An 18,441-nucleotide genomic window follows, 5' to 3' on the forward strand; every position below is an offset into this window, starting at 1 on the left:
AATCGTTATAGGTATAGAAAGAGGCGGCAGTTTACCTTATGCATCGCAAGCTGCCCACGCAGAGCGCCGAACTTGGCCGATATGCGGTCCGGCTATCGGGGGCCGATCAGCTGCGGCGCTCGACGATATACCGCGCCAGCTCGCGCAAAGGCTCGGCCGCTGCGTCAAACGGACGCAGCGCGTGTAGCGCCTGGTCCCGCAATTCCAGGGCGTACTCCTTGGCTGCGGCCAGGCCCAGCAGTGCCGGGTAGGTCGGTTTGTCCCGAGCGATGTCGGCGCCCTGGCGTTTGCCCAGGGTCGCGGTATCACTTTCGACGTCGAGGATGTCGTCCTGCACCTGGAATGCCAGGCCGATGGCCTGGGCGTAGGTCTGCAAGGATTTCAGTTCGTCTTTCTCGGCCCGGCCACTGGCCAGTGCGCCGAGGATGACACTGGCCTCGATCAGCGCGCCGGTCTTGTGCCGGTGCATGTATTCCAGGGCTTGCTGGTCGAGCTTGAGTCCTACCGAGCCCAGGTCGATGGCCTGGCCGCCCACCATGCCCGCCGGGCCCGCCGCCTGGGCCAGGGTGGTGACCATGCGCAGGCGGATCTCGGCGCTGGCGTCGCTCAGGCCCGGGTCCAGCAGGGCGCTGAAGGCCAGACTTTGCAGGCCGTCACCGGCGAGGATCGCGCAGGCTTCATCGAAGGCCTTGTGGGTGGTGGGCTGGCCGCGACGCAGATCGTCATCGTCCATGGCCGGCAGGTCGTCGTGGACCAGGGAGTAGGCATGAATCAGTTCCACCGCGCAGGCGGCGCCGTTGGCTTGCTCGGGCTGGCCGCCCAGGGCCTCGCAGGCGGCATAGGCCAGCAGCGGGCGCACACGCTTGCCGCCATTCATCACGCTGTAGCGCATGGCTTCATAAAGGCGGGCAAGTTCGGGGCTTGGGGCGGTGAACAGGGTATGCATTGCAGCGTCGACGCGGGCCTGACTGCTGGCCTGATAGGCGGTAATCATTCTGCTTGTTCCGCATCGAAGGGTTGTTCCGCCAGTTCGCCGTCGCGCTCGAGGAGGATCTGTACCTTCTGCTCGGCCTGGGCCAGGGCAGCCTGGCAGTCACGGGTCAGGCCAATGCCTTGTTCAAAGGCGGTCAACGAGTCTTCCAGCGACAGCTCGCCGTTCTCCAGACGCTCGACCAGGGTTTGCAGGTCGGCGAGGGATTGTTCGAAATCTAAGGCAGCTTTTTTGCGGGCCATGGCGGCTATCCCGGTTGACGTTAAACCGGCGCGACACTAGCAGACACCGGGGTTTCGGGCAAATGAGAAGCGCTCGCTGGCGTGCTGTTGACGGGGGCTGCGCAAGGATGGATTGAGGGGCGCCGGCAAGACTTGCAGCTCACAGGACTGAGCACGGTGATGTCGCCGTAATGGCACTTGTGGCGCGGGTTTCAGGGCATTGCCAATTCCCTCGCAAAATCCCTTTTCGCCAATTGTGCAACAGGCGCCAAGTCGCTAATCTGCGGCCTTTCCAACGCCCTTTGTCGCCGGGCATTCTTTCTGAATATTTGCAGCCGCGCCGAGGATCTGGCGCCAGGGTTTTCCCATGCATGGCAGGACGCACTACATGCGCGTTTTATCCTCCCTTCTGCTGACCTTGCTGGTGGCCGGGGCGGCGTTCGCCGGACCTTCCGCCGAACTTCAGGAACCCCTGGGCGGCTGGCGCTATTCCGGACTGCTGGACCGTACCGAGCAGGACCGAGTGGCCTATCCGACTCCGCCCATCGACCGCGGCATTCAACGCAATCGCACCCTGATCGAGGGCCAGCTCAAGGCCATAGGTCATCTGCGCCAGCCCCACAGTCTGTCGGTCAACGGCAATCCGCTGAACCTCTACACCGACGAACAGGGCCGCTTCGCTCGCCCTTATGCCTTTGGCGCCGGCTCCAACAGCGTCGAAGTGCGCAGCTCCGAGGGCAAGTCCCTCAAGCGCGTGCAGTTCTATGAGGCCAATCAGAACAAGACGCCCCCGCGCATTCGCGTGGTGTTGGGCTGGGACGATCCCAAGGCCGAGCTGGACATGCACATCATCACCCCGGACGGTCAGCACGCGTTCTTCGGTCATCCCGGCCTGACCAACGGCGGCGGCCTGGACCCGGATGGGGTCGACGGGCCGGGCCCGGAAATGTTCACCATGACCGCGCCGCTGCGGGGCACCTATCTGATCTACGTCAACTACTGGGGCAACTTCGGCAGTGGCGGGTACAACTTCGACGAAGGCAGCAATCAGAACGAGGTGATCACCTCGCAGATCAACCTGATCCTTAACGAAAACACCGTCGATGAGAAACGCGAGACCTTTATCGTGCCCATGCGGGCCATCGGCGACCTGTTGCTGGTCAAGTCTTTCAACTATTGAACATCCCGCACCACGGATGAATTGGGCTTTGTGAATCATGAGCGAAAACACAGCATCCCCGGCGGCCGGCGTCCCCGGTACTGAACAACCCGGCAGCAAGCGGCGCTGGCCGGCCCTGGTCGTGGGCCTGTGCCTGGTGGCGGCCGCCATCACGGGGGTGGGCTGCAAGCCCAAGACTCCGGTGGCTGAGCTGGCCGGCGACAAGCTGGGCCTGAGCCGCCCCGACGGGCTGCTGGAGACCCACTCCCTGACCCAATTGCCCAAGGACCTGCTGGCGGTGCCTTTCCTCAAGGAAACACTGACCGAGGACTTCGTCTTCTATTACCAGGCCCACGTCGATCGCCTGGGCCTGATCGGCAGCCTGCGCCGGATCATCTACGAGCATGACCTGAAATTGCAGGACAACCTGATCGAGCAACTCTTCGATCAGCCGGCGGATGTGGCGCTGTGGCGTGGCGCCGACGGGCGCCTCAAGGACTTTTTGCTGGTGATGGACCGTGGCGGCCTGGCCAAGCTGCTGGAGCCTTTGGCCAAGGTCGCCCTGGATGACACCCAACTGAGCAAGCTGGCGGACCTCAAGGTCGGCGGCGATGCGGTGGCCCTCTATCAGTTGAATTACAACGCCGGCAAATCTCTGGCGTTCGCTTCCCATGGCGACAAGCTGGTGGTGCTGTCCAACGCGGCCAAGCTGTATGACCTCGGCACCGGTGCCAATGATGAACACGGCGCGGTCTCCACCGCGGCCCTGGAGGCTCTGCTCAACGGTGACAAGCTGTTCCCCGAGGCTTTTGGTCTGGAGGCGCGCAAGCCTGAAGTGCAGCAGCGGCTGGCGGTCAACGCCAGTGTCCTGGCCATGGGGTATCAGCGTTTCATCCCCAACTTCGCCGGCTTGCGCTTCGATATGGACGCCAAGGGCTGGCACAGTTACCTGGCCATGGAGGAGCAGGACAACCAGCCGGACTTCGACTTCAAACCGATCTGGCAGGCCATGCCCATGGGCGCCAGCGCCTGTGTGGCGCTGCCTTTGGCGGCGGAGCAGCAGAAGCCGCTACTGGTCAAGCTGGGCGCCGAAGAGTCGGTGGCCCAGGCCCTGACCGAGCACATGGCCGGCACCGCAGGCCTGTGCTGGTACGCCGATTCGCGGCTGTATACGCCGCTGCTGGTGGCCAGACTCAAGGATCAGGACAGCGCCAAACTCGATGCCGACCTGGGCAAGCTGTTCGGCTCCATGGTCGGTTCCCGGGAGAGCAAGGTGGCCGAGCGGATCTTCCCGGTGGAGGAGCAACAGAGCGGTGACATGCACCTGTGGCAGCGCCAGGTCAGCTCCAACTTCGGCCAGTACCCGGCCAAGGACGCCAAGGCCCCGCAAACCATCACCGGCCGCGCCTTCATGCAGGTCAGCCTGGCCCGCCATGGCTCGACCCTGGTGTTCTCGCTGGATGACAAACTGGTGAACAAGGCCCTCGGCACCCTGGACAAGCGCTTCCCGCCCTTGGCCGACGTGGTGCCTGCGGACGCGCTGATGCCGGTCTACCTGGGCCCGCAATCCCTGGCACAGCTGATCCAGCAGGAAACCTTCGACAGCCTGCCCCAGGACATGGAACCAGTGTTCAACAACGCCGCGCAAACCTACCTGGTGCCCAAGCTTCGCACCCTGGGCGGTTATGGCAAATACGCCCTGACCCTGCCCGAAGGCAGCGAGCCCAACGGTCACTGGCAATGGCTGCCCCTGCAATGGCGCGCGCTGTGAGTGCATGGCGCAAAAGCCTGGGCAGCCTCGGCCTGTTGGCCCTGTTGCTGAGCAATGCCGTGGGCGCGACCCAGGCTCCGCCGCTGGACGTGCAGCAGTCCCAGGTGTTTCGCGCCTGGTTCGTGCGCATCGCCCAGGAGCAACTGAGTCAGGGGCCGAGTCCGCGCTGGTACCAGCAGGATTGCGCCGGACTGGTGCGCTTTGCCGCCAACGAAGCGCTCAAGGCCCACGACAACAAATGGCTGCGGGCCAACGGCATGTCCAATCGCTATCTGCCACCGGAGCTGCAACTGAGCGAAGGCCAGCGCGGTCTGGCCCAGCAGTGGCAGCAGGGCGGTGGTCAGACTGGGCCATACGTCAACGCCATCAAGCTGATCCAGTTCAACAGTCACCTGGTCAGCCGTGACCTGGGTCAGGCGCGTCCCGGCGACCTGCTGTTCTTCGATCAGGGCGACGACCAGCATCTGATGATCTGGATGGGCCGCAACATCGCCTATCACACCGGCACCACCACTCCCACCGACAACGGCATGCGCTCGGCTAGCGTGCAGCAACTGATGACATGGAAGGACACCCGATGGATACCCGACCCCGCCAACCCCAACTTCATCGGCATCTATCGACTGAACTTCCTCACCCAATGAGCGAATCGCGTATGTCCCGTTTTCTGTTTCGCCTGACCCTGGCCTTGACCCTGCTGGCCCCCGTGGCCCTGGTCAACGCCGAAGATTCGGTGCCGTCCAGCGATTACGCGGCGGTCTCCGGCGAGAGTTTCTTCCTTCTGGCCGACAGCAGCTTCGCCAGCGATGAACAGGCCATGGTGCGCCTCGAAGCCCCAGGGCGTGACTACCGGCGCTTCCGCATGGAGCCCTACGGCGGCGCGGACATCCGGGTGTACCGGATCGACCAGCCGCTGGACTTTCTCAAGCGCCAGAAAAACCTGCACCGGGTCGTCAGTGACGGTCAGTTCAAGGGCGAGGGGCTGTCCAACACCCTGGCCTACCTGTGGGACAACTGGTATCGCAAATCCCGTCGAGTCATGCAGCGCGCGTTCTCCTACGAGTCGCGCAAGCAGGTCATCGAAGAGGTGCCGGAACTGAGGATGGGCAACTCGATGCTGGCGCCGACGCCGTACGAGGCCCAGCCGCAGTTCGCCCTGATCCCGGGGCTGCCGCTGGTGACCCAGTTCCGCTATCCGCTGTGGCAGGCCAAGCCGATCCAGCCGCCGGCAGGGGTTGATCTGTCCGGTTCCTCCAGCCAGTTCATCAACGTTGCTCCGGGCAACGTCTATATCCCGTTGGGGCAGCTCAAACCGGGCCTGTACCTGGTGGAAGCCCTGGTGGGCAAGTACCGCGCCACCACCATGGTCTTCGTCTCCAACACTGTGGCGGTGAGCAAGATTGCCGGCGACGAGCTGCTGGTCTGGGCTGCGGGCAAACACGAAGGCAACTCTGTGCCCAAGGTCAACGTGCTGTGGACCGATGGCCTCGGTGTGATGAACAGCGGCGCCACCGACGAGCAGGGCCTGGTGCGCCTGAAACACGTCAGTCCCGAGCGTTCTTACGTGATTGGCGAGGACCAGGAGGGCGGGGTATTCGTCTCCGAGAACTTCTATTACGACAGTGAGATCTACGACACCAAACTCTATGCGTTCACCGACCGGCCGCTGTATCGCCCGGGGGACTGGGTGTCGCTGAAAATCGTCGGCCGCGAGTTCAAGAATGCCCGGGATTCGGTGCAGCCAGGAGCCGGCACGGTGAATGTCAGCGTGCTGGATGCCGCAGGCACCGCGCTGCAGAACCTGACCCTGAACCTGGATTCCAAGTCCGGTACCCAGGGGCGCTTCCAACTGCCGGAAAACGCCGTGGCCGGTGGTTATGAGCTGCGTTTTGGCTACAAGGACCAGGTCTACAGCAGCGCCTTCCGCGTGGCTGAATACATCAAGCCGCACTTCGAGATTGCCCTGAGCCTGGCCAAGCCGGACTTCAAGACTGGCGAGCCGGTGAAGGGCAACCTGGTGCTGCTGTATCCGGACGGCAAGCCGGTGGCCAATGCGCGCCTGCAACTGAGCCTGCGGGCCCAGCAGCTGTCCATGGTGGACAACGAGCTGCAATACATGGGGCAGTTCCCGGTGGAACTGACCAGTGCCGAGCTGACCACTGACTCCAAGGGCAGTGCCACCCTCGATCTGCCGGCGGCCAGCAAGCCGAGCCGCTACATGCTCACCGTGTTCGCCAGCGACGGTGCGGCGTACCGGGTCAAGACCACCAAGGAAATCCTCATCGAGCGTGGCGCCGCGAGCTTCAGTCTCAGCGCCCCGCAGCGTTTCAGTGCGGCCGGCGACAAGGTGCAGTTCAGCTACGCCAACCAGAACACCAGCGAGCAAAGCAAGAACCTCAAGCCCAGCGGCTACAGCTGGGTGCGTCTGGAGGACCAGTCCACCGGCAATGGCAAGCTGGCCGCCGCCGACAACGGCTTCGCCCTGGCCTTCGAGCGTCCCGGCACTTACAACCTGACGCTGAAGGACGAGCACGACCGAGTGTTGGGCGGCACCAGCCATGCGGTCACCGGTGAAGGCGTGAAGGCCGTGCCGGGTACGGTGGAAATCGTCCTCGACAAGCCCGAATACAAGACCGGTGACGAAGCTCTGGCACTGATTACCTTCCCTGAGCCGGTCAACGACGCGCTGCTGTCCCTGGAGCGCGACAAGGTTGAGGCCACCGCGCTGCTGTCCAAGGGCGGCGACTGGTTGAAAGTGGAAAAACTCAGCCCGACCCAATACCGCGCCCGGGTGCCGGTCAAGGACAACTTCGCGCCGAACCTGACCTTCTCGGTGCTCTACACCAAGGGCGGCGAGTACAGCTTCCAGAATGCCGGGATCAAGGTGCTGACGCCGCAGATCGATGTGGCCATCCACACCGACAAGGAAAAGTACCAGCCGGGCGACATGGTCACCGTGGACCTGTCCACGCAGTTCGCTGGCAAGCCGGTACCGGCGCACCTGACCGTCAGCGTGGTGGACGAGATGGTCTATGCGCTGCAGCCGGAAGTGGCGCCGAGCATCGATCAGTTCTTCTACCACCCACGGCGCAATAACGTGCGTACCAGCGCCAGCCTGTCGTTCATCAGCTACGACGTGGCGCTGCCGGGTAGCCCGACGGCCCCGGGCAAGGCCAATCGCAGCGAGCGTGGGGTCAAGGTGCTGGAGCGACCACGTCGTGAAGACGTCGACACCGCCGCCTGGCAGCCGGAGCTGGTGACCGATGGCAGCGGCAAGGCGCGTTTCACCTTCCGCATGCCGGATTCCCTGACCCGCTGGCGCATTACCGCTCGGGCCATCGCCGATGACGGCCAAGTGGGGCAGAAGAAACAGTTCGTCCGTTCCGACAAGGCCCTGTACCTGAAGTGGAGTGGCCCGACCCGCTTCCGCAGTGGCGACAAGCCGGATCTTGGGGTGTTTGCCTTCAGCCAGTCCGAGCAACCGGCCAAGGCCGAGCTGGTTATCCATTACGCCGGTGAGTCCCTGCGCTTGCCGCTGACCCTCAACAGCGGCATCAACTATGTGGCGCTGCCGGCCATTGCCCCGGGCAACGGCGAGTGGAGTGCCGAGCTGGTGCAGGGCGGCAAGACCGTGGATGCCCTGGCCGTGCGCCTGGTGAGCAGTGCGGCCGGCTGGCAGACGGTGCAAACCCAGAGCCTGGACGTGGTCAGCACCAGCACGCCGTTGGGTCTGCCGGCCGATGCCGCAGAGATCCGCCTGCACCTGGACGACAGCCCGCAAGCGCTGTTCCGTTCGGCCCTGGATAGCTTGCTGGAGTACCCCTATGGCGGCGTCGAGCAGACTGCCAGCCAGTTGCTGCCGTTGAGCGTTGCCTACCCGGCGCTGGCCAGCAACCCGCAGATCCGTGATCGGTTGCGCCTGATCATGCAGAACAGCCGCCTGCGCCTAGTGCACATGGCCGGGCCGGAAGCGGCATTCACCTGGTGGGGCGAAGAGGCCGATGCAGACGCCTTCCTCACCGCCTACGCCTACTACGCCGATTGGCATGCCAGCAAGGTCATGGACCTGAACCTGCCACCGGAGCACTGGCAGCGGGTGCTGGAGGTCTACGCCAAACAGGCCGGCAACACGCCTTTGCTGCAACGGGCGCTGATCCTGTCCTTCGCCCGTGAGATGAACCTGCCGATCAACACCTTGGTCCGGGGGCTGATGGACGACCTGGCCAAGGTGGGCACCGGCCCGGCCGCCAGCATGGATGACGACAGCAGCGACAGCCTGGTGATGGTGGACCCGGATTCGGCCCTCGGCCTGGCCAGCGCCCGGGTGCTGACAGCCGCCCTGGCGCGGGACGCCAAGGTCACGCCGCCACCCGCTTTCGTGGCGCAGCTGGAGGCTGCACAGCAGCAGGTCGACATCAGTTCGCAGCCTTTCGCTCAGGCAATCAATCTGTCCTTGAAGCCTTTCGATCAAGCGACGGCGCGCGCATTGCTGCAACGTCTGCTGCCATCGCAACCGACCCTGGACCGTGCCCTGGCCCTGACCTGGCTGCAACGCAGCGTGGCCCAGGCGGCACCGGCCGTGGCCCTGAATCCGGGGCAGGGCTGGCAACAGCAGCAGGGCGCCAGCGGCGAAAACTACTGGCAGTGGCAAGGGCCGCAGGTGCCTGCCGTGCTGACCCTGGACAAGGTGCCGGAGCGTCCGCTGCGGGCCTCGGTCAGCTACCTGAGCAAGCTGGACATGGGCGCGCCGTCGCCGGTGAACATTACCCGTCGCCTGTTGCGCCTGGTTCCGGGCGACGAGGCCTTCACCTTCAAGCTGGAGCCGGTGGGCAACAAGCCGATCGCCAGTGACGGCCTGTACCTGGACGAAGTGATCATCGCCAACGAGGGCAACCGGCCGCTGCTGTACGGCATGCTGGAAGTACCGTTGCCGCCGGGCGCCGATGTCGAGCGCACCACCTGGGGTATCAAGCTGGCCGGTCCTGCGGGCACTGAAGCGGCGTCTCTGGAAAAAGCTCGTTTCGAACCCGGGCAGATGAGTTACGCGGTGCCGCTGGATGCGTTGAACGACAGCAGCGAAGTGCGTCTGCGGCATTTGATCCGCTTCTCCCAGAAGGGCCAGTTCAACTTGCCTGCGGCACGTTTCTACCAGGTGTATGCGCCAGAGCATCAGGCTCAGGAACGTACGCCGGCACTGGGTCAGGTCACGGTCAAATAACATGACGCGGTGTTGGGCCTGGTTGTGCCTGTGTCTACTCCCTGGGTTGGTGACAGCCCAGGATGAGCCTCTGCGTCTGGCCTGGAAAACCGCCCCGGACAGCGAGCTGGTGAGCTTGAGCAAGACTCAGGTGCTGGCTCGCGAGCCGTTGCCGCAGGATCTGCAAGCGCCCCTGGGCAGTGTCTGGAAACTCTTTGTCTACGCCTGGCTGGTGGATACCGGTGCGCAAGAACCGGCCTATGCCTGCCAGGGCAAATCCAGGGACGAGGTCTATTGCTGCACGGCAGGCGGCAGCATTGCCCGGGATCAGGCCCTGATTCGCTCCTGTGGTCTGTACTTCGAACCTCAGCGCTTGCAACTGTCCAGCGCTGACTGGCGCGCCTATTGGCAAGAGCGCAATGCTCCGAGCTGGCTGCAGGACCTGGACCAGTTGCAACCCCAGACCCGGGTGCCGGTGGCGCAGCTGTTGCAGGTGCTGGCGCTGCTGCCGGCCCAGGATACGGCGCGACGCGTGCTGCTGGATGTGGTGCTCAATGCCGGTGACGGTACTGTGGTGGGGGATGTCGGTGGGCGCCTGCGGGTCAAGACCTGGAGCTGGCTCGCGGATCAGGACCCGCAGTCGCGCCAGGGCGGCTTTGCCGGTTGGCTGGTGGATGGCACGCCGCTGTGGGTGGGCGGGCGCGGAACCAGCCAGCGGGTGTTGAAGGACTATGCCCAGGCCCTGAATCAGGTGCTGCCGGACAATCTGCCTGTGGATAAAGGCCGCTGTGTCGAAGTCAGTCTGTTTTCCCGCTACCCGCTGAAAAGCGTCAGCCAGAAGGGTCAGCTAGCCAGGCCGGGCGCTCTGCAAGGGGATTACCGGGTGGAATTTGCCAACGGCAACCGGCTGGACATCCACAGCGCCGGCGAATTGTTCCTGCAGCAAGACCCGGCGGCCCAGCGACTGGTAGCGCGCCTGGACCGTGAAGAATATGTGGCCCGTGTGCTGCAGCGCGAAGCCAGCAGTGAGCCGGTGGAAGCCGCCAAGGCCCTGGCCGTGGCAATCCGCACCTACCTGTTGCAGAACGCCGGGCGCAGCGGCGAATGCCTGAGTATCGATGACAGCAGCAATCGCCAGCGGGTCGCGCCGCGCCCGGCGACAGCCGAGGCCCGGGCCATTGCCGCCTGGACCAGCGATCTGGTGCTGGCCGGCACGCAAGTCACCTACCACTCGGACCTGATTGCGCCGGACAAACTGTCTTGGCAGCAGGCCGTGGAGCAGGCGCGCTCCGGCCAGCGCTATGACGCCATTCTGCTGCATGCCTACCCCAGGGCCAGCCTCAGCCGCTGGGACAACCCGGTAGCGTCCTGCGAGCCCTTGCCGGCAGCTCAGGAGTGGCTGTTGAACCAGCGTCGACGCTGGCGCCAGCCGCTGGAGCAAGAGATCGGCTACAACGAAATCAGTCAGTTCGCCGTGTGCCGTCTGAGTTTCGGCCGGCCCTACGTTGACCGCGAACGGCAACGCATCTACGTCCGTGGCGTGCTCTCGCTGCAAGACCGCCTCGACCTGACTCACGAATACCTGCACCTGGCCTTTGAAGCTCATCCCAACGGCCAGGATGAAACCTACATCGAAGGGCTCGCCCGTCATCTTTTATTGGAATAGGCCATGAAACTTCCTGCTCCCCCGGTCCTCCTGTTCCTTTGTGGAATGTTCAGCCTGCCCATGGCCCTGGCCGACAGCGGCATCCAGCTCGACACCCCCAAAGGCGGCTGGCGTACCCGCGCCGTCGATGGCGAGCAATACATTCAGGAGGTCAACTACCCGGCCTCCTCGGTGAACACGCCCCAGGGCCAGGCCAATACCGCGCGTATCAGCGGGCAGATCAAAGGCGCGCCCAAGGCGAACAAAGAGCCCGGCAAGCTGATCGTCAATGGCGTCAGCATGCCGCTCAAGCTCGATGAACAAGGCGGTTTCGATCGGCCGTATTCCTTCCCCAATGGCAGCAACAGCGTCGAAGTGCGCAGCCCGGACGGCCAGCAGCGCAAGCGCGTGCAGTTCCTCAATACTGGTGGTGGCGTGACTCCGCCCAAGTTGCGGGTGCTGCTGTCCTGGGACAGCGACAACACCGACCTTGATCTGCATCTGGTGACCCCCGACGGCGCGCACATCTGGTACGGCGACCGCGTGGCTCCCAACGGCGCCGCCCTGGATGTGGACGTGACCACCGGCTACGGTCCGGAGATCTTCTCCATGCCGGCGCCGCTCAAGGGCCAGTACCTGGTTTATGTGAACTACTACGGCGGCGGTTATCGCAGTGATGACGATGAAGACGGCGGCCAGGAAAACGCCGTGCAGCCGCTGACCACGGCCCAGGTCACGGTGATCACCGAGGAAGGCACGCCGGATGAGAAGAGCGAGTCCTTCATCGTGCCGATGCGGGCCCCCGGGGAGCTGACCCTGGTACGTAGTTTCAGCTATCCATGATCGAGCTCAATCTATCCGCTTGCCCGGGCATTCGTTCATTGCGCTGAGACAATACGATTGCCCGGCGTTTGCCTTGCAATGAATCACCATTCATTGGCAGGGAAATGCAGAGCATGGGTAGGTTTCAATCGTGGTTGAAGTGCTGTGTAGTGGCCGGAAGCTGTGCCTCCGGCCTGGTGTTGGCCGCCGGTGCCGACGGGTTGCAGCGGGTCAAGGTTGACTTGGTGGCTCCGCCCCAGGTGCATGCCCATGAGCAGGCCGTCAACGGGCCGCCGAAGGTCGTGCAGTTCCGCATGAATGTGGAAGAGAAAAAGATGCAGGTGGATGACCAGGGCACCACCTTGCAGGCCATGACCTTCAACGGCTCCATGCCTGGCCCGACTCTGGTGGTGCATGAGGGCGACTACGTCGAGTTGACCTTGAGCAATCCGGCCAGCAACAGCATGCCCCACAACATCGACTTCCATGCAGCCACCGGCGCCTTGGGCGGCGCGGCCCTGACCCAGGTACTGCCGGGGCAGGAAGTGGTGCTGCGCTTCAAGGCTGACCGCAGCGGCACCTTTGTCTACCACTGTGCGCCGCCGGGCATGGTGCCCTGGCACGTGGTCTCGGGCATGAGCGGGACCCTGATGGTGCTGCCTCGAGAGGGTTTGAAAGACCCCGCCGGCAACCCCCTGCGCTATGACCGTGCCTACACCATCGGCGAGTTCGACCTGTATATCCCCAAGGACAAGGACGGGCATTACAAGAGCTACCCGGACCTGGCCTCCAGCTATCAGGACACCCGTGAAGTGATGCGTACGCTGACGCCGAGCCATGTGGTGTTCAACGGTCGGGTTGGCGCTCTGACCGGGGCCAACGCGCTGACTGCCAAGGTTGGCGAAAGCGTGCTGTTCATCCATTCCCAGGCCAACCGCGACAGCCGTCCGCACCTGATCGGCGGTCATGGCGATTGGGTCTGGACCACCGGCAAGTTCGCCAACGCTGCGCAACGCAACCTGGAGACCTGGTTCATTCCTGGCGGTTCGGCGCTGGCGGCGCTCTACACCTTCAAGCAGCCGGGCACCTACGTGTACCTCAATCACAACCTGATCGAGGCTATGGAGCTGGGGGCCCTGGCTCAGGTCAAGGTCGAGGGCCAGTGGGATGACGACCTGATGACCCAGGTAAAGGCCCCCGGGCCCATTACTCCGGCCAAGTGATAGCGGCCGGGGCTCAGGCCCCGGCGCCATTGCCTGGCATCAGAGGTTCAGGGCGAACTTCAGGTAGCCCGGATACACCTGGCGCCAGTCGTCCTGGAAGGTATGGCCTTCGGCATGTTCATGGCTCTGGACCTGGTTGCCGGGCTCCAGGGCCTGTTGCGTGGTGGTGGTGAGCTTCTGGTTGCTCTCGTGTTCCTTGGCGCCATGAACGATGACGATGCGCTTGTCCCGGGCCTTGGTTTCGCCGAACGGAATCCGGTAGCCGCCGGGGGACAGCAGCAACGCACCGCTGTATTGCTGCGGGTACTCGGCGATCAGGTGCGAGGCGTGCTCGGCACCCTGGGAGAAGCCCATCAGGGCAATGCGCGAGCGATCGATGCGAGTCTGTTTTTCCAGCTTCTTCAGGGCGGCGTTGACCGCCTCCTGGGTGGTGTCCACCGAATGCTGCTGCCACATGAACTGATGCTCGTCGCGCTTGAGGGTGCCGTTGATGCCCACCAGCACGGCCTGCTCGCCCACAAGGTCGGTGCGCATATCGACGCCGTCGCTGCCCTCGGTGCCGAATCCCGATAGCCAGACCACCACCGGCCAGCCGTCGGCCGGGGCCTTGCCCTGGGGAATACTGAAGGCCGCAAGGCCGGCATCCTTGGCCTTGGCCGGGTAGTTCTTTTCCGCGGCTTGCAGCAGCTTCTTGTAGGCCGGGGTCTGCTGCAGGGATTGCAGTTCGTTGTCCTCCTTGAGGATCACCAACTGCCAGAAGCCACGCTCGCGGGCCTGATCGAGGAACTCGGCGGCGCGCTTGTTCTTGTCCATGGCGGCCAGGCTACCGGCGGCCTGGTAAGAGGCGTAGGCATTCTTCGGGTCGAGACGGGCGGCGGTCAGGTAGTAGGCGAGAGCACCAGCGTAGTTGTCATGCTGGCTCTTTTCGTTGTCCCCAGCCTCGATGAAATCTGCTGGCGTGGCCTCGTCCAGGTACAGGTTGGCCATACCGGCCAGGCCTTGCCAGCGCCCTTTGGCGACGTCCTGTTGCGCATCGGCATGGACCCAGGAACTGCTGAGGCTCAGAGCGCTGAACAAAGAGAGGGATAACAGGGACAGGCGTACTGCAGCCGGCAACGACATGACTGAACGTCCTTTTTCAGTGAAGAAAGTCCCGGGCTGCTGCCCGAAACGGCGCCGCAGCTTAGCATGGCGGGGCATTTGATCTGGCTGCCGTTGCACTTGCTGTGAGGAAGATCGTTCTGCCGAACGCTAGTCTTGTGGAGATGGATTGGTCTGATCGTTTCTATTCGAATTGTGGCGTCGGTTTTTACAAGCTCTTTGCAAGTGACATGGCGCTTTTAATGCATGATTTTTATTTTCCGGTTGTAATTCGGTTGCCATGTTAAGACGTTATCCCCTTGGGAGGAGGACCTATCCTTGTTTGAGTACGGATCTGTCTTGTGGTGCGTTTTATGGATGGATGCTAGATTTCTTTATTCGCTTGGCCTTCGGTTGGCCGGGAGAATAATAGGTACGGCATTTGGCTTGGTTTCTGGATGTCGCATTTTTATAGGTTGATTTGTTGATGGATTGAATTGGTCGTTAAGTAGTGTGTATTAATAATGGTTAACTATCTTTTGCGAGTAGGGCGTTTTATTTCAGCTCAGAGGGGAATCGTACATTGGGTCTTATCAAACTGGCGGAGTTCTATCTGATTCGAAGTTTTTCGTGGTAGTTGGCTTGTGATGTGCCTCGTGGTTTGCAGGGGTGCGAGCTTCTCTTTCGATATCGTTGGCTGGGCTGACTGGGATTTACCGAGCAAGAGCGGGTTCACTGAGTCTGATCAGCTACGAATGGGGTTTAACCTTGCTGTGTTGCTGTTCTTCATATGTTTGGGGCCATGGGGGCTGCGTTTCGGGAGGGGGAAGATGTTTTGTTGTGCGATCGTAAGAGGGGGTGATATGGTTGCGAGGGCACTCGATTTTGATAGATGTTGAAAATTGGGTTGCAGCCTGCAGGGTTAAGACTTTTATTTGATGTTTTTGTATATGGCTTTCGTGCTTTTTTGAGAAGTACTGTCTAAGGTTGTATTGGTTTTTGCAGTTTCAAGAATGGCGTCTTTGAATTTTACTTGAGGTTTTTGAATTGGATGGATGTGTAGAGAAGCTGGTAGCTCCTACATCCGATACGGAGGTAGTCAAGAAGCTTCAGCACGTGGCTATTTTGATGGCTACCTATAATGGCGCTTGTTTCTTAGGTGAGCAACTGAATTCTATTGCGCGACAACAGTATGGGCAATGGACTTTATTTGTTTCTGATGATGGTTCGCAAGATGATACTCTGGCTATAGTGAGCGAAGCACAGAATAGTTGGGGAGGGGGGCGCGTTAAATGGGTGCATGGTCCGGGGCGAGGGTTCGTTGCGAACTTCTTGTCGCTGGCGTGTAATTCTGAAATTAATGCAAATTTCTATGCCTGGTCTGATCAAGATGACATATGGTGTGTCGATAAGCTTGAGGTCGCAATAGCTTGGTTGAATACAATACCTGAACATATACCAGCGCTTTATTGTGGCCGGACTGAGTTGATCTGTGAATCTGGCTCGTATGCTGGAAACTCCCCCCTCTTCTCCCGTGCACCACACTTCGCTAATGCCTTGGTACAAAATATTGGCGGTGGAAACACCATGGTTTTTAACCAGGCTGCAAGGGCGCTACTCAAGGAGGCGGGCGGTGATGTAGATGTCCCTTCGCATGATTGGTGGGCCTATCAATTAATTTCCGGCGCAGGTGGAGTTGTTTACTATGATCCTTGCCCAAAGGTTCTGTATCGCCAGCATGGAGGTAATTTGGTCGGAACTAACACAGGTTGGGCCGCCCGATGGAGTCGTATGCGCATGGTCTTCCGTGGGCGATTTGCTGAATGGAATCAGCGTACAATTATTGCGCTTGAGTCGATGCACCACAGGCTGAGTCCAGAGCATAAAATTACGTTAGAGCGTTTTAAAGGTGCTCGAAATCAGACGTTGCTTTTTCGGGCGATAAACATATTGCGTGCTGGTATATATAGGCAGACCTTGCTTGGGAATCTTGGGCTGGTTGTTGCAGTTGTCCTGAAAAAGATCTGAGTATCTGGGTTTTTAGTGGTCGATTATACTGTTTTCGATGTGTTATGTAGTCGGTCAGCTTTACGTTGAATGGGGGGTCGATTTCAATGATTCGTCCATTAGGAAGTTGGTGATCAAAATACATATTATTGGGACTTTTTTATGAAAATTGCCGTTGTAGGTACTGGCTATGTTGGTCTTGCCAATGCCATTCTTCTGGCACAGCATAACGAAGTCGTTGCGCTCGACATCGTTCCGGAAAAAGTGGCGATGCTTCGCCGTAAGGAATCCCCAATTGAAGATAGCGAAATTGAAGACTATCTAAAAAATAGGTCTCTCAATTTTTGCGCTACTCTTGACAAGAATGAGGCTTATTTAGGAGCTGATTTTGTCATTATTGCAACACCTACCGATTATGATCCGGAAACCAATCACTTCAATACCGAGTCAATTGAAGCGGTGGTGCGTGAGGTTATAGCAATTCAGCCTGATGCTGTGATGGTAATAAAATCCACGGTGCCAGTAGGTTATACATCAAGGATTAAGGCGGAGATCGGTACAGAAAATCTTATTTTTTCTCCTGAGTTCCTTAGGGAGGGGAGAGCTCTTCACGATAGTCTCTATCCCTCGCGTATCGTTATTGGTGAGCGCTCAGCGCGGGCAGATGTCTTCGCCAATCTGCTGAAGCAGGGGGCATTAAAGCAAGACGTTTCCATTCTGTTTACTGACTCTACCGAAGCAGAGGCCATCAAGCTTTTCGCTAATACGTATTTGGCAATGCGTGTCGCTTTTTTTAATGAACTGGATACCTATGGAGCCACACATGGGCTCGATTCGCGTCAAGTAATTGATGGTGTCTGTCTAGATCCACGCATTGGAACGCACTACAACAATCCCAGTTTTGGATACGGAGGATACTGCCTGCCTAAGGATACTAAGCAGCTTCTCGCTAATTATCGTGATGTGCCACAGAATCTAATCCATGCCATTGTTGAGTCGAATACGACGAGAAAGGACTTCATTGCGGACAGTATCGTTCGTCAAGCACCCAAGGTAGTGGGAATCTATCGACTCATCATGAAGGCAGGATCAGATAATTTTCGAGCATCCAGTATTCAAGGCATCATGAAGCGCATCAAGGCCAAAGGTATTCAGGTGATTGTGTACGAGCCAACCTTTAAGGGGGATGAGTTCTATAACTCACGCGTGGTGACGGATTTAGCTGCTTTTAAGCGGGAATCGGACATCATTATCGCCAATCGTCGCACTGAAGCTTTGGTCGACGTTGATGCTAAAGTTTTCAGTCGGGATCTGTTTGGGGATGATTTATGACGGTTCTGGTGACCGGTGCGGCGGGATTTATAGGGATGAGTGTGTGTCAGCGACTGCTCGCTCGCGGTGAAGATGTCTTGGGCGTCGATAACCTCAACAATTATTACGACGTGTCTTTGAAGGAGGCTCGGCTGGCTCAGCTCAGGTCTCATGCACGCTTTCGTTTTGCTCGCATTGATATTGCTGATCGAGTTGCAGTGGCAGATTTGTTTGAGGAAGAACGCTTTGAGCGCGTTGTACACCTTGCTGCTCAAGCAGGTGTTCGATATTCGCTGACGAACCCCCATGCGTATGCGGACAGTAACCTGATTGGATTTGTGAATATCCTTGAGGGCTGTCGTAGTTCAAAGATTAAACACCTAGTTTACGCTTCGAGTTCCAGTGTTTATGGCAGCCTTACTAAGGCACCGTTCTCTGAAAATGATAATGTCGATCAGCCGGTCAGTCTTTATGCAGCAACTAAAAAAGCCAACGAGTTGATGGCGCACGCCTATAGTCATCTCTATGACTTCCCTGCAACAGGCCTTCGTTTTTTCACGGTTTATGGCCCTTGGGGAAGGCCGGACATGGCTTATTTTAGCTTTACTAAAGCTATTCTCGAGGGGCGCCCGATTGATGTGTTCAATCACGGTCGACTGCAGCGTGACTTTACGTATATTGACGATATTGTTGAAGGTGTTATTCGTATTTTAGATAAGCCTGTTGCACGAGGGGATAAACCCCCGCATTGTATATTCAATATTGGTAATCATGAGCCAATAGAACTTTTGCAATTTATTGAAACCCTGGAAAAGGCGCTGGGGCGTGAAGCAATAAAAAACTTTATTCCTATGCAGCCGGGTGATGTTCACTCCACTCATGCTGACACGACGAAACTTAAAGAGTGGGTGGGTTTTACACCAAGTACGCCATTGCAAGAGGGTATCGAAAAGTTTGTGGCTTGGTATCGCTCCAGGTACGAACCTACCATTTTGAATAAGCGAGTCGGTTAAT

General features: G+C 59.9%; 13 protein-coding genes. 10 read left to right on the forward strand and 3 right to left on the reverse strand.

Translation table 11 applies throughout. The features are described 5' to 3' along the window. Positions 1–106: 106 nt before the first annotated feature. Together ispA and FW796_RS27245 are read right to left on the reverse strand one after the other, a co-directional pair. Positions 107–994, reverse strand: coding sequence for a (2E,6E)-farnesyl diphosphate synthase (gene ispA / locus FW796_RS27240; RefSeq protein ID WP_346635624.1), 888 nt, complete (start codon positions 992–994; stop codon positions 107–109). Next, a complete protein-coding gene (locus FW796_RS27245) occupies positions 991–1,233 on the reverse strand; it encodes an exodeoxyribonuclease VII small subunit (protein ID WP_025129353.1) in 243 nt (80 codons plus the stop codon). The genes ispA and FW796_RS27245 overlap by 4 nt, the downstream gene beginning before the upstream one ends. A gap of 367 nt (positions 1,234–1,600) precedes the next feature. Here FW796_RS27245 and FW796_RS27250 point away from each other — a divergent pair, with 367 nt between their 5' ends. From FW796_RS27250 to nirK, 7 genes are all read left to right on the forward strand, one after another. After that, a complete protein-coding gene (locus tag FW796_RS27250) occupies positions 1,601–2,392 on the forward strand; it encodes a YfaP family protein (protein ID WP_346635625.1) in 792 nt (263 codons plus the stop codon). 37 nt (positions 2,393–2,429) lie between these two features. Next, on the forward strand, positions 2,430–4,142 hold the full coding sequence (locus FW796_RS27255; RefSeq protein ID WP_346635626.1) for a DUF2138 domain-containing protein: 1,713 nt from the start codon (positions 2,430–2,432) through the stop codon (positions 4,140–4,142). Next, positions 4,127–4,786, forward strand: coding sequence for a DUF1175 domain-containing protein (locus FW796_RS27260; RefSeq protein ID WP_446440383.1), 660 nt, complete (start codon positions 4,127–4,129; stop codon positions 4,784–4,786). Before FW796_RS27255 ends, FW796_RS27260 begins: the two co-directional genes overlap by 16 nt. Further along, positions 4,783–9,360, forward strand: a complete 4,578-nt coding sequence (locus FW796_RS27265) for an alpha-2-macroglobulin family protein (protein WP_446440384.1) — start codon at positions 4,783–4,785, stop codon at positions 9,358–9,360. The genes FW796_RS27260 and FW796_RS27265 overlap by 4 nt, the downstream gene beginning before the upstream one ends. Position 9,361: 1 nt before the next feature. Continuing rightward, positions 9,362–11,005: a DUF2300 domain-containing protein gene (locus tag FW796_RS27270; RefSeq protein ID WP_446440385.1), complete on the forward strand. Its 1,644-nt coding sequence runs from the start codon at positions 9,362–9,364 to the stop codon at positions 11,003–11,005. A gap of 3 nt (positions 11,006–11,008) precedes the next feature. Beyond that, entirely contained in the window at positions 11,009–11,827 is an 819-nt protein-coding gene (locus FW796_RS27275) for a YfaP family protein (protein ID WP_446440386.1), read from the forward strand. 113 nt (positions 11,828–11,940) lie between these two features. Beyond that, entirely contained in the window at positions 11,941–13,029 is a 1,089-nt protein-coding gene (gene nirK / locus FW796_RS27280) for a copper-containing nitrite reductase (RefSeq protein ID WP_346635632.1), read from the forward strand. A gap of 39 nt (positions 13,030–13,068) precedes the next feature. Here nirK and FW796_RS27285 read toward each other — a convergent pair whose 3' ends face one another. Then, complete coding sequence (locus FW796_RS27285) at positions 13,069–14,151, reverse strand: dienelactone hydrolase family protein (RefSeq protein ID WP_404937755.1); 1,083 nt, start codon at positions 14,149–14,151, stop codon at positions 13,069–13,071. 1,074 nt (positions 14,152–15,225) lie between these two features. On the opposite strand from FW796_RS27285, the gene FW796_RS27290 reads away from it, so the two are divergent. The 3 genes from FW796_RS27290 (at position 15,226) to FW796_RS27300 (ending at position 18,440) form a co-directional block, all read left to right on the forward strand. Further along, positions 15,226–16,137, forward strand: coding sequence for a glycosyltransferase family 2 protein (locus FW796_RS27290; protein ID WP_346635634.1), 912 nt, complete (start codon positions 15,226–15,228; stop codon positions 16,135–16,137). Positions 16,138–16,278: 141 nt separating this feature from the next. After that, a complete protein-coding gene (locus tag FW796_RS27295; RefSeq protein WP_346635635.1) occupies positions 16,279–17,448 on the forward strand; it encodes a nucleotide sugar dehydrogenase in 1,170 nt (389 codons plus the stop codon). Then, on the forward strand, positions 17,445–18,440 hold the full coding sequence (locus FW796_RS27300; RefSeq protein WP_346635636.1) for an NAD-dependent epimerase: 996 nt from the start codon (positions 17,445–17,447) through the stop codon (positions 18,438–18,440). The genes FW796_RS27295 and FW796_RS27300 overlap by 4 nt, the downstream gene beginning before the upstream one ends. Position 18,441 lies beyond the last annotated feature (1 nt).

The organism is Pseudomonas sp. 910_21, from assembly GCF_052850735.1.